Source organism: Bacteroides propionicifaciens DSM 19291 = JCM 14649 (genome assembly GCF_000375405.1).
In the GTDB taxonomy this organism is placed as follows: domain Bacteria; phylum Bacteroidota; class Bacteroidia; order Bacteroidales; family Bacteroidaceae; genus Bacteroides_E; species Bacteroides_E propionicifaciens.
Genome location: NZ_AQWS01000013.1, coordinates 24,415 through 36,684, shown reverse-complemented (window position 1 = coordinate 36,684; position 12,270 = coordinate 24,415). Strand labels below are relative to the sequence as shown.

Here is a 12,270-nt window from a genome sequence, read left to right as displayed (position 1 = left end):
ATAGTTACAGTTTATGCTCCTATTTAAGATATTTGCAATTTTTAGTTTAGTCGCAACTTTGCCCTCTTTTGTAGTCTTTTTTAGGCTAAACATAAAGAACAGCAAAAGTAAATTCCTCAAACGCTATTTTTGGGTTATCCCCATCGTTATAGTTTTGGGGCTAGCCTATATCTCGTTTATTGCTCCAAAGACCTTTATCAACGATCATTTTGTGGGTGGATGGATGATTATCATTTATCTAGCACTTATTACCCCTCGACTCTTGCTCAGCATTGTACTGCTTATAAGTTGGCCCTTCAAGATTGCATATAAAGGACTTACTCGCCCCTTACTAATTGTTACGGCTATCCTAACTCTTATTGTAGAACTGTGCATTTTTTATGGTGTATTTATTGGTCGTTACAAGTTTGAGGTCAAAGAATTTACCTACGAGTCAGCCCAACTACCCAAAGCCTTTGACAATTATAGAATAGCACAGATATCCGATATCCACATCGATAGTTGGAAAAACAATAAAGGTGCATTAGAGCGCTTTGTAAAGCTCGTTAACGATCAAAAGGCCGACATGATTGTCTTTACGGGAGATTTAGTAAGTGGACGTACCAACGAACTCGATGGTTTTGATGACATACTTGCTAAACTTCAGGCTAAAGATGGTGTTTTTTCTATCTTAGGAAATCACGATTATGGCGATTATTACCGCTCATGGAGTAGCCCCGAAGAGGCTGAAATGAGCTTCCAAGACCTTCTAAATCGCCAAGCTAAAATGGGTTGGATTTTGCTCAATAACGAACACCAGTTTATCTACAAAGATAACGATAGTATAGCTCTGATTGGTGTGGAAAATGTTGGAGAGCCTCCATTCTCAAATTATGGTGACTTACCAAAAGCAATGCAAGGTACTGAGGAGTCTTTTCAGCTCTTATTGAGCCATAACCCATCGCACTGGAGACGTGAGGTACTACCCAAGACTGATATCGACCTGATGCTCTCTGGCCACACCCATGCCATGCAGTTAGAACTATTCAACCGTTCTCCTGCAGCTTGGGCTTACGAAGAGTGGCAAGGAGGCTATACCTATGGCAACCAAACATTATATGTTAACATTGGTGCTGGTGAGGTAGGAATCCCTTTACGCTTTGGAGCTTGGCCCGAGATTACGATTATTACACTAAAGCACAAGAGTAAATAAACTAAGCTTGCCAAAACACATTGTACCTAGCTCGCTATCACAAAAGTACTTACTCACACTAATCAAACGACCTAGTCGTTTTAAATAGCGAGTTTAGTAAAAAGAATAAGGCCCCCCATGAAAGAATATACTGCTTTCACGGGAGGCCTTATTTATTATAATTGATACAAAATGCCCTACTCTATAACGATTCGGCTTCGACCTTGATCTTCTTTGACCAGACGGATTTGAACAGGTATGCGTTCGCTCATCTCTTGGACGTGCGATATTACTCCAATCTTTCGGCCTTGAAGTTGGAGTTGCTCTAAAGCATCCATAGCTGTATTTAGGCTATCCATATCCAAAGAGCCAAAACCCTCATCAATAAATAGCGATTCAACTTTAAGGTTATTGCTCGACAAAGACGAGAGTCCCAAAGCCAATGCTAGCGAAATCAAAAACGACTCTCCACCCGAAAGGGATAAAATGGTACGTTCCTGATTCAACATATCACAATCGATGATTTGTAAAGAGAGCGAATCTCCAATCTGTTTCAACTGATAGCGACGAGCTAAATACGAGAGGTGCTTATTGGCATGGAGCAATAAAATCTTAAGGGTATAACTCTGAGCAATAACCTTAAACTTGGCTCCTGTAGAGCTACCAAATAGGTCGTTAAGCTTAGCCCAATTCTCCATCACACCAAATAGTTTTTCGAGACTAGCTCTCAGCTTTTTAACCTCGATAAGATTGGCTGCATTTGTTTTTAGAGCATGATCAAGTGTAGATTTCTGATCTTCCAAAGTTTTAATCTTGACTGACAATTCCTCTATCTGCTTAGTACTGGCCTGGGGTGAATCGTCTTCAACCTGTTTTTCGAGCTCCACAAGACGCTCTTTAAGTTGATCAAGACGCCCAGTAATCATACTTTGAGACTGAGATAGCTCCAGATGATTTTTCGATAACGCGTCCAGTTGAGCTTTTTGGTTCTTCTTTTCTTGCTCAATAAATGCTCTAACCTCTTTTACCGATTTCCCCTTAAGCATCTTTGCTCGATCAGAAAGATAGACCTCAAGAACAGCTTTTTGCTTTGCTAACTCTTGAGCCTGTTGATCAGCAGACTTCTGGAGGCTTTCTTGTTTCTGAGCTGCCAACTGGAGAATTGAGGTCCTCGATTTGATTTCATCGACAAGCGTAGTCAAAACCGTAGTTTGTTTGTGTAATTTGTTTTGTTGCGCAACTAATAAATCAACCTGTTTTTGAAGTTTGGTATGAAGCTGAATCTGCTTATTAACAGTAGTTTCACTAGTTTCAAGTTCCTGTTCTGCTACGCTGATAAAGTTTTGCGTAAACTTAGAAGCTTCGTGTTTTCGCTTTACCCCCTCAATTCCCTCTTTCTGAGTTGTTATATTCTTCGAAAGCTCCATCACTTCGCTGGCCAAAGACTTTAACTCTTGATTTTGAGTAATGAATAAGTTATTAGTTTTCTCAAAAGCTAGCTCACTCACCCTATAATTATCCTCAAAAATCTTGAAGAGGTTTTCGACAGCTTGATTGGTAAACTCGTGTGCCTTACTTCCACAAACAGGGCAAGGATCGCCCTCTTTTAAACTTGCACGTAGGGCTTGTACATCTTTTGACACCTGAAGTTGAGCCTTATGATAAGCTTCTTTAGCCGAGAGTAATGTTTGTTTCTGCCCCTCAAGCTTAATTTTCAGAGACTCCAGATTGGTAGTACCCGCCTTAGTTTTAGTTTGTGCCGACGCTAAAGCTGATTCTAACTGGGTGAGTTGACGAGTTTTTTCAGCAAAAAGCAAGTAGTCCGACTTCAGCTGATTAACAGCTTGTCGCTCTTTTCGTAATTTAACCTGATGGAGATAAACCTGATCTATACCAATCTGATTCTTTTGGCCATTAAGCTGATTCTGCTGAGCCAAATTAGCCTTAACTTGCTCGGATAAATCGGATAAAATCTGCTCTACGGAGATATCTGATGATACTTCAAACTCTTTATAAAGTGCACTAAGCTTAGCCTTAGCAGCATCTAAGTCCCTCTTCTTAGCAGCCAAGACAGTATTAGCCTCTGCCAATTCTTTAGTATGAGTAGTGTGGGTATCTGATATTGTTTTTAAAGCTTCTTGGCGAGTTTGAATCACAGCATCAAGTTGTACAGCTTGCTCAATTTCGGTCTCTTTCGCCTTCGTCTGAACTTCGAAGCGTTCAATCTTAGTCTTATGGTTTTCAATCTCAACCGTAAGAGCTGATAACTTAACCTTATTAGCTTCAAAAGCTGCACTTAATTCTACTCTTGACGAACGCAGCTTGAGAAGTTCAGCGAAAATAGTTTGCCGCTTTTTAGCTTCTTCAAGAAGCAGACGATGGGCAGCCAAGGCTTTATCAGCATTAGAGAATTCTGAAGTTAGGTGAGCCAACTCCTCATCCGATAGTAATTTTACATTATTGAGTAAGGACTTCTTTTCGTCGTAAGCCTGCTTTGCATCACGAAACCTACTGAATATTTCAACGGATATTTTAGAGTAGATATCTGTACCCGTTAGCTTTTCGAGCAATTCGGCCTTATCGTTCTCACTGGACCTTAAAAAGGTAGCAAAATCGTTTTGAGCTAAAAGTACGGTTCGTGTAAACTGTTCATAACTCAATCCAATCAGCCCAACGAGCTGATGGAGAATTTCCGACTTAGTACCTTGCAACTCCTCACCACTGCTGAGGTTGAAGACTTGGAGCGTCTGAGCACGAAGGTTTCCATCGGCCTTACCGTAAGCTCTTCGCACAGTCCAAACCGATCTGTAAGTCAAATCATCCGTAGCAATAAACTCAACCTGCGCAAAACCATCAGCAGCACCACGCCTAAGAATATTACGTACATCATTTTGTGTAATCTCTGATTTACCATTATCGCTGACCTTAGCACTACCAGCCGAACGCTCAAAACGTGGAATCTTATCGTATAGAGCCAAACACATAGCGTCTAAGATTGTCGATTTACCAGCACCTGTAGGACCTGAAATCGCAAATATACCTGTGGACAGCAAAGGCTCTTGTTCAAAGTCGATAAGATAATCGCCCTCAATAGAGGCCAAATTGGATATTCTAATTTTTGATATTTTCATCTCTAGCTACTCAATATTTATATCTCTACAAACCTCATTAAACATATCGATAAGTCCTTGAGGCATCGGCTCGTCGTACTTATCATTAAACTCTTGCTTTGCAATATCCAATGGAGATAGGGTTTGCAAGCCCTCAAGCAGATGCTCACTAACCTCCCGATCGCTTGTTCCAACACGGTATTGATTCTGGATACGAGCCAACCTTACAGCCTTATGGGCTATAATATCATTGATTTTAACAAGTAACATGGGTTCGGGTTCCGTCTTTTGGACTTTAACTTCTAGAAAAGGATAAGTTAAGGGATCGTCAAGCGCTTCGTCTTTGTTGGGCAAATCCTCTAAAAGCTGAAGTAACTCCTCGGGCTGAGCAAAACCTTTTGAGGGTACACTCATCATTCTTACTAGAGGTTCATAGCTAAGCACATTCACTTCGAGTGTCTTGCCTTGATCGATAATAACTTTTACTACTCCATGTTTATAATTCTTCTCGGCAAAAGACATGGGTAGTGGGCTACCAGCATAACGAATATACTCACAACCCGAAAGACGCTGAGCCTTATGAATATGCCCAAGTGCCGTATAATTTAAATCCACAAAAGGAGATGTAGAGATAGCCTCTAAGCCACCAATGATGAACTTTTCACTATGATCAGTCTCGGAAAACTCACTACCAATGGTTTGCATATGCCCCATAGCTATAACACCTTGACTATCGGTCTTAATCAATTTAACACACTTGATTAGTTCTAAATACAAGGCGTTAATCCCTGCTGCATAAGCGTTTTCAGCCTCAACCTTGGGGTAATCACCCTGTCTTAAAAAGGGAACAACTAAACAATATGCCTCGATTAAACCTTCTTTGTTATACAGAGGTTGAATCAGCTGATCATAATCAATTTCAGAATCAACTTTGGGCACCAATCCTTTGATATGAGTTCGCTTATCCGAAAGCAAAGGCAATGGGGCTTCTAAACGTGATGCTGAATCGTGATTACCTGCAATTACGATAATTTGTAATTCGGGAGATGAATTAGTCACCTCTTGAATAAATTGATAAAACATTTTTTGAGACTGAGCCGATGGGTTAGAAACATCGAACACATCACCTGCGATGAGTAAGACATCGATATCTTCGTCAATAAGAGTTGTTTTAAGCCAAGCAAGAAAATGCTGATGTTCGTGTCTTCGGTCGTAGTTCATAAACGTATGACCAAAATGCCAATCAGCAGTATGTAGTATGCGAATCATAATCTTAGTGTTTGGTTAAAGTTAAATATAAAAAAATACAATACAATTATATTTTTATCTACATTTGTTATATAAACGTTTTCTTATGCGCATTCTATATATCATTTATGTTCTTATAGTAGCGATACCTATTCTACTTATTGCTACACTATTAACAGCCATAATTACTATAGTTGGCTCGATTATTGGAGATTCACGCTTTTGGGGATATATTCCAGGTAAATATTGGGCAAAGCTAATCTGCTTGCTCCTACTGATTCCTGTAGAAGTCACTGGAAGAGAGCATCTAGACCGAAATAAATCTTATGTCTTCGTTTCAAACCATCAAGGTGCTTTCGATATTTTTCTAATTTATGGACATCTACATCGCAATTTCAAGTGGATGATGAAGAAAAGTCTGCGTAAAGTCCCGTTCATTGGTAAAGCTTGCGAAAGTGCTGGGCATATTTTTGTAGATAGATCAGGTCCACAAAAGGTAAAGCAAACCATTGATATAGCTAGAGAATCTCTTACAGACGGTGTATCACTAGTCGTATTCCCCGAGGGTGCTCGAACATTTACGGGCCATATGGGCTACTTCAAACGAGGAGCTTTTCAGCTAGCGAGTGATTTAGAATTGGACGTTGCTCCACTCACCATCAACGGATCATTTGATATCCTCCCAAGAACAGGAAAATTTCCAAATCGAAATAAACTAACACTTACCATACACGAGCCCATACCATATAAAGGTAGTGAAGCCAAACTTATCAAAGAAACCCTCAATGAAGCCTACCATATAGTGGAATCAGCTCTTGTAGAGGAGTATCAAGGTATGGTAATCAATGCTGACCAAGAAGTTGTAGACTAAGTCTTTAAATTACATCAACAGTCTAAAATAGAAAGGAGATACTTATTAAAGTATCTCCTTTTATTATAAGAAGCCGCATTGATTGATGCGATGAAACTCCGATTGACATGATTTGAGTGCCCTGTACTCTTTGTAATCCGCTGATCCGCCTAAACGAATACCCGAAGGTTGCGGCCCGCCATTAAATATAGAAGCTTGTCTCGGTTTTCTGTTTTACTTGATGAGTTACCCAGTCTATCAATGCGGCTAATAAGCTTCACTATTCTGTAACAAATATAACTACTTTCTAATAGATAAACAAGACTTGAAGTCCTTTTGTTTAACATCCCTACGTTTTAGTAAAAGAAAACAGAGATGTTTTGAATCTCAAAACATCTCTGTAATATCTCTATTTAAAGCTTAACTTACTTAAGCAGCTTTTGCTTTAGAAACGATTGCTTTAAAAGCTTCAGGATGATTAACTGCTAAGTCTGCAAGGACTTTACGGTTAATTTCGATTCCTGCTTTGTGAAGAGCACCCATTAGTTTAGAGTAAGTTGTACCCTCTAAACGAGCAGCAGCGTTGATACGTTGAATCCATAAAGAACGGAAATTTCTTTTCTTGTTCTTACGGTCGCGGTATGCATAGGTCAATCCCTTTTCCCAAGCATTTTTCGCTACTGTCCATACATTTTTTCTAGCACCAAAGTAACCTCTGGTATTTTTCAAAATTTTCTTTCTTCTTGCTCTTGAAGCAACATGATTTACTGATCTTGGCATAGTTTTTAATAATCTTTGAAGGTTAGCGCCGTTCTACACGGACTTTTGAGCTAAACATTCGGTTAATAATTAATTTGGAACTCTAGTTGCTTTATTTATTTCAGAGCTAAAAGTTCTAAAACATGAAGTTCGTCACTAGGATGAACTAATCCAGATTTAACTAGATTTCTTTTACGCTTATTTGTTTTCTTAGTCAAAATATGACTGTGATAAGCATGCTTTCTTTTGATTTTACCTGATCCGGTAAGAGTAAATCTCTTTTTGGCACCGGAGTTAGTTTTCATCTTTGGCATTTTAATTTGAATTTAAATTAATAATAAAAACATGGTAACGCACTATACCTGCGTTACGCATAGTTCTTGTATATCTTATATTCTTAAGATTTCTTTTTTGGCGAAAGTTGAATAATCATACGTTTACCTTCTAGCACTGGTAATTGCTCAACTTTAGCATATTCTTCGAGATCGTTCGCAAAGCGGAGTAGAAGTACTTCTCCTTGTTCTTTGAACACAATTGAACGGCCTTTAAAGAATACAAAAGCTTTCACTTTATCACCACCCTCTAAAAAGCTAATGGCATGTTTTAACTTAAAGTTATAATCGTGATCATCGGTTTGAGGACCAAAACGAATCTCTTTCACTGTAACCTTAACTTGTTTGGCTTTCTGCTCTTTTTGACGTTTCTTTTGTTGATAAACGAACTTTGAAAAATCAATAATTCGGCAAACAGGAGGTTTGGCCTTTGGTGAAATCTCAACAAGATCCAATTCTCGGTCTTCAGCCATTTTAAGAGCCTGTTCAATCGGATACACTTCTGATTCTATATCATCACCGACCAAACGGACCTCTTTCACTCGAATTTGTCCATTAACTCGATATTGCTCTTTTAAACTGTCTTTTTTCATAAAAAAACCTCTACCTCTTTTTTGTTTCTTGTTTATTATAGCCAAATTATTATTTTTTAGATTGAAAGCTTTCTTTAGAACACCATTTTAGTGTTATGCTTTCTTTTCCGAACGCAAAGTTACCACTTATTTATCATATTTTGAACTTCTTCATTCAAAATTTTAGCAAATTCATCAAGTTTCATAACTCCTTTATCTCCATCACCTTGCTTACGCACAGCGACCTCTTTATTTTCGGCTTCTTTTTCACCTACAACAAGCATATAAGGAATACGTTTTAACTCATTATCTCTAATCTTTCTACCGATTTTCTCGTTACGATCGTCAACTTTTGCTCTGATGTTTTGAGAGTCTAGATATTTCTTGATCTCGTGAGCATAATCATTAAAACGTTCGCTGATAGGTAAAATACTTACCTGATCAGGTGTCAACCATAATGGGAACTTACCAGCGGTATGTTCAATCAACACAGCTACGAACCGCTCCATAGAACCAAAAGGTGCACGGTGGATCATTACAGGTCTGTGCTTTTGGTTATCAGCACCAGTATATTCTAGTTTAAAACGCTCAGGAAGATTGTAGTCTACTTGAATAGTACCCAACTGCCATTTACGACCTAGTGCATCACGAACCATAAAGTCGAGCTTAGGGCCATAAAATGCAGCTTCGCCATATTCGATCTTAGCTTTTAAACCTTTTTCTTGACAAGCATCAATAATAGCTTGTTCTGCTTTTTCCCAGTTTTCGTCGCTACCAATATATTTCTCGCGATTAATAGGGTCACGAAGTGAAATCTGAGCCTCGAAGTTTTTGAAGTCCAATGCCTTGAAGATAATAAAAATAATATCCATTACACTTAAGAACTCTTCTTTAACTTGGTCTGGACGACAGAAAATATGTGCATCATCTTGAGTAAACCCGCGAACACGAGTTAAACCGTGAAGCTCACCGCTTTGTTCGTAACGATACACAGTACCAAACTCAGCCAAACGCAAAGGAAGATCACGATATGAACGTGGAGTCCATTTGTAAATCTCACAATGGTGAGGACAGTTCATTGGTTTTAGCAAATATTCTTCACCCTCCTCAGGAGTTGTAATAGGCTGAAACGAGTCCTTACCGTATTTAGCATAGTGACCTGAAGTTACGTAAAGAGCCTTACTTCCAATATGTGGAGTAATTACTTGTTCGTAACCAAATTGCTTTTGAATATTCTTCAAGAAGTCTTCAAGACGCAAACGGAGTGCAGTACCCTTAGGTAGCCACATCGGAAGACCTTTACCTACGGTTTCAGAGAACATGAATAGCTCCATCTCTTTACCAATCTTACGGTGGTCACGTTTTTTGGCCTCTTCAACAAGCTCAAGATATTCAGTTAACTCTTTTTTCTTTGGGAATGTTATTCCGTAGATACGAGTTAACATTTTTTGATCTTCTTTACCTCTCCAATAAGCACCTGCAACTGTTGTTAGTTTTATTGCTTTAATTGGGGCAGTTGATGGAAGGTGTGGCCCACGGCAAAGGTCAGTAAAATCACCTTGAGTGTAAGTGGTTATTTGACCATCTTCTAACTCAGAGATAAGTTCACATTTGTAGGTTTCACCTCGATCTGCGAAATATTTTATGGCATCAGCTTTGCTGATACTTCTGCGAGTCAATGTTTCTTTTTGAGATGCAAGTTCTTGCATCTTTGCCTCTATCGTAGATAAATCTGATTCTTTGATCGTTGCCGTTCCTGGGTCTACATCATAATAGAACCCTTGCTCAATAGCAGGACCTATACCAAATTGTATACCTGGGTATAAAGCTTGTAATGCTTCAGCTAGAAGGTGAGCACTTGTATGCCAAAAAGCATGCTTTCCTTCTTCATCTTCCCATTTGTAAAGTATGATCTCTGCGTCTTCTTCGATTGGACGAGTTAAGTCATACGTTTCTCCGTTCACGCTACAAGCTAACACTTCTTTAGCCAAACGAGGACTAATACTTTCTGCAATCTGCAAGCCAGTTATGCCCCTTTCATAGTCACGAACAGAGCCGTCGGGGAATGTAATCTTAATCATCATATTATTTTATTACCTGTTACTATAATATATAGTTTACAAAACTAATTAATTCAAATTTAATATTCCTAGAATTACCTAAAAATGTGCTTATTCTGTTTTCCTGAAACGCTTTATAATGCTATACGAATTAGCAATACCAAGCTCCCCAGCTTTACTCAAATCAGCAATACCTTCTTTATTATTGCCCAAGAAGATATGTATTATGCCCCTGTTGAAATAAGCCTCAGCAAATTCGGGGTAAAGTTTAATAGCCTCTGTATAATCGGCAATAGCCGCAGGGAAATCCTTTAAGTCAAAATGAAGTCGAGCCCGATTGTAATAAGCATAAACAAAATCGGGGGCAAGCTGAATCACTCGCTTTAAGTCATTCATGACAACCTCATAATCAACAACTGAACTGTTGCTAAGTTCATTGGTCAGCTTTTCCTCTGATTTCTGATAATCGAGTTGTTTAATTTTAGCTACCGAACGCATAAAATAGGCTGGATAGAATGTGTTATCAAGCTCTATAGCTCTACTAAAATCCTCTAAAGCATCGTCAGTGCTCTGCACTAAAAAGAAGTTAAGCCCACGCGTAAATCGAGGAATTACATCGTTAGGGTTTTTATCAATTTCTCCCGACTCTTCGTCGATAAGCTTAAACAGCTTATTAACCTCAGTCTGATTCAATGGTTTTTCTTGATTTGTTATAAGCAACAACTCCGGCAAAACCTGCCTGGCATTCAAATCTGTAATGAACTTATGGTAGTGAATAACATTGCGCACTTCACTAACATCGGCATAATAGGTTAAGATGAAGTAGGGTTCAGCCTTAACCTGTACTGTTTTATTTTGAATTTTTCCACGCAACTCATTTGTGTAGTTCCGACTTATATCGTCTTTATCAGCCACAACCAGTTTACGGTAGTTCTCAACATTCTTGTCCGATCGCTTACGAGTTTCTTCACCTTTATCTTGCTGAACACCTCTTGACTTATCGATTTGCATTTGCAGCAACATCAGTTCATCTTGCTGAGCACCAATATTGTCACCTAGCATCTTTCTAACTTCCATACGGTAAAGGTAACCAGCATAGAAATTAGGATAAACATCAAGTACTCGAGTAAAGTCAGAGTTAGCACCTGAGAAATCTCCCGAACGTGTACGCAACAGTCCACGATTAAAAGTGGCCATCATATCGTCAGGATTTACCGAAAGCACAAAATCAAAGTCCTCAATAGCACGGTTAGTATCTCCCACGCGAGCTCTAAGCAAGCCTCGGTTATAATGTCCAAAGAAGTTACGGGGATCAATGTCGAGTGCCAAGTCGTAATCGCTCATTGCTCCACGCAAATTGTTTTGATGGAATCGAGCTAGAGCTCTGTTTATATAGTGACTCGCTTCGTGTCCACCCAAATGAGTAGCCTCATCCAAGTCTTTTTCAGCTTGAGCGTAATTTTGTTGCATTAAGTTGAGCTGCCCACGTGCTCCCCATATATTGGAGTCATATTTATCGATTGACAAAGCCTTATCAATATTGGCAATTGCCTGAAGGGTATCTTTCTGACGAAGTGCTACATCACCCTTCATTAGGTAAGCAGCAGTGTATTTTGGTGCAACTCGGGAGAGTTCGTCTAGAGTTGCATTAGCCTGGTCATAATCCTCACTATAGATATATGATAGAGATAAGTTGTTTAGCACTGGAACATTTTCGGGTTCATACTTCAATGCTTCTTTATAATCTTCAATAGCTTCTTTATACTTGTTTTGTTGAATACGAGCCAACCCACGGACTTGATAGCCCGCCACAAAGAACGGATTTATCGCTAAGAGTTGATTACTATCTTCTTCTACTCCAGTAAAATCGTCAAGTTCTAGCTTTGCCAATGAACGAAAGAAGTAAGGCAAATGAAGATAGGGTTTAGCATTGATTACTTGATTAAAGTATTGGATGGCTAGAATATATTCTTCAAAATAAAGGGCACTTCGACCTTTAATCATTACTCTCTCAGTATTGATTTGGCCAAACAATATTGTTGGTAATAAAAGCAGTAGGGCAAGAAGTGTTCTTTTCATATTTATGTTGATGTCAGCTAGATTCATAATTAGACAAAAGCAAAAGTAATAAATCTAACTAGCTAATATAGAAATAAAAAGCAAAAGCT

The 12,270-nt window shown here is 38.8% G+C and carries 9 protein-coding genes; 2 read left to right on the top strand and 7 right to left on the bottom strand.

Going from position 1 to position 12,270, the window contains the following annotated elements:
* Positions 1 to 13 precede the first annotated feature (13 nt).
* Positions 14 to 1,192: a metallophosphoesterase gene (locus B091_RS0105355; protein ID WP_018108981.1), complete on the top strand. Its 1,179-nt coding sequence runs from the start codon at positions 14 to 16 to the stop codon at positions 1,190 to 1,192.
* A 176-nt stretch (positions 1,193 to 1,368) separates the two neighbouring features.
* Here the strand turns inward: B091_RS0105355 and B091_RS0105350 are convergent, their stop codons facing one another.
* Both B091_RS0105350 and B091_RS0105345 read right to left on the bottom strand, forming a co-directional pair.
* Positions 1,369 to 4,302: an AAA family ATPase gene (locus B091_RS0105350; RefSeq protein WP_018108980.1), complete on the bottom strand. Its 2,934-nt coding sequence runs from the start codon at positions 4,300 to 4,302 to the stop codon at positions 1,369 to 1,371.
* A 6-nt stretch (positions 4,303 to 4,308) separates the two neighbouring features.
* Complete coding sequence (locus tag B091_RS0105345; RefSeq protein WP_018108979.1) at positions 4,309 to 5,550, bottom strand: exonuclease SbcCD subunit D; 1,242 nt, start codon at positions 5,548 to 5,550, stop codon at positions 4,309 to 4,311.
* Positions 5,551 to 5,635: 85 nt separating this feature from the next.
* Between B091_RS0105345 and B091_RS0105340 the strand changes: the two genes are divergently transcribed.
* Positions 5,636 to 6,400 carry a lysophospholipid acyltransferase family protein gene (locus B091_RS0105340; RefSeq protein ID WP_018108978.1) on the top strand — a complete coding sequence of 255 codons (765 nt, stop codon included), beginning with the start codon at positions 5,636 to 5,638 and terminating at the stop codon, positions 6,398 to 6,400.
* A gap of 408 nt (positions 6,401 to 6,808) precedes the next feature.
* Here B091_RS0105340 and rplT read toward each other — a convergent pair whose 3' ends face one another.
* The 5 genes from rplT to B091_RS0105315 form a co-directional block, all read right to left on the bottom strand.
* A complete protein-coding gene (gene rplT, locus B091_RS0105335; protein WP_018108977.1) occupies positions 6,809 to 7,159 on the bottom strand; it encodes a 50S ribosomal protein L20 in 351 nt (116 codons plus the stop codon).
* Positions 7,160 to 7,254: 95 nt separating this feature from the next.
* Positions 7,255 to 7,452 carry a 50S ribosomal protein L35 gene (gene rpmI / locus B091_RS0105330; RefSeq protein WP_018108976.1) on the bottom strand — a complete coding sequence of 66 codons (198 nt, stop codon included), beginning with the start codon at positions 7,450 to 7,452 and terminating at the stop codon, positions 7,255 to 7,257.
* Positions 7,453 to 7,535: 83 nt separating this feature from the next.
* Positions 7,536 to 8,063 carry a translation initiation factor IF-3 gene (infC, locus tag B091_RS11800; RefSeq protein ID WP_018108975.1) on the bottom strand — a complete coding sequence of 176 codons (528 nt, stop codon included), beginning with the start codon at positions 8,061 to 8,063 and terminating at the stop codon, positions 7,536 to 7,538.
* Between the two features lie 119 nt (positions 8,064 to 8,182).
* Positions 8,183 to 10,123 carry a threonine--tRNA ligase gene (gene thrS / locus B091_RS0105320; RefSeq protein ID WP_025069482.1) on the bottom strand — a complete coding sequence of 647 codons (1,941 nt, stop codon included), beginning with the start codon at positions 10,121 to 10,123 and terminating at the stop codon, positions 8,183 to 8,185.
* Between the two features lie 90 nt (positions 10,124 to 10,213).
* Positions 10,214 to 12,181 (bottom strand): tetratricopeptide repeat protein, encoded by a 1,968-nt coding sequence (locus tag B091_RS0105315; RefSeq protein WP_026166323.1) that lies wholly within the window; start codon positions 12,179 to 12,181, stop codon positions 10,214 to 10,216.
* Between the last annotated feature and the right edge of the window lie 89 nt (positions 12,182 to 12,270).

Coding starts and splice junctions, on each gene's coding strand:
- B091_RS0105355 (WP_018108981.1), top strand. CDS start 14: ATGCTCCTATTTAAGATATTTGCAATTTTTAGTTTAGTCGCAACTTTG.
- B091_RS0105350 (WP_018108980.1), bottom strand. CDS start 4,302: ATGAAAATATCAAAAATTAGAATATCCAATTTGGCCTCTATTGAGGGC.
- B091_RS0105345 (WP_018108979.1), bottom strand. CDS start 5,550: ATGATTCGCATACTACATACTGCTGATTGGCATTTTGGTCATACGTTT.
- B091_RS0105340 (WP_018108978.1), top strand. CDS start 5,636: ATGCGCATTCTATATATCATTTATGTTCTTATAGTAGCGATACCTATT.
- rplT (WP_018108977.1), bottom strand. CDS start 7,159: ATGCCAAGATCAGTAAATCATGTTGCTTCAAGAGCAAGAAGAAAGAAA.
- rpmI (WP_018108976.1), bottom strand. CDS start 7,452: ATGCCAAAGATGAAAACTAACTCCGGTGCCAAAAAGAGATTTACTCTT.
- infC (WP_018108975.1), bottom strand. CDS start 8,063: ATGAAAAAAGACAGTTTAAAAGAGCAATATCGAGTTAATGGACAAATT.
- thrS (WP_025069482.1), bottom strand. CDS start 10,123: ATGATTAAGATTACATTCCCCGACGGCTCTGTTCGTGACTATGAAAGG.
- B091_RS0105315 (WP_026166323.1), bottom strand. CDS start 12,181: ATGAAAAGAACACTTCTTGCCCTACTGCTTTTATTACCAACAATATTG.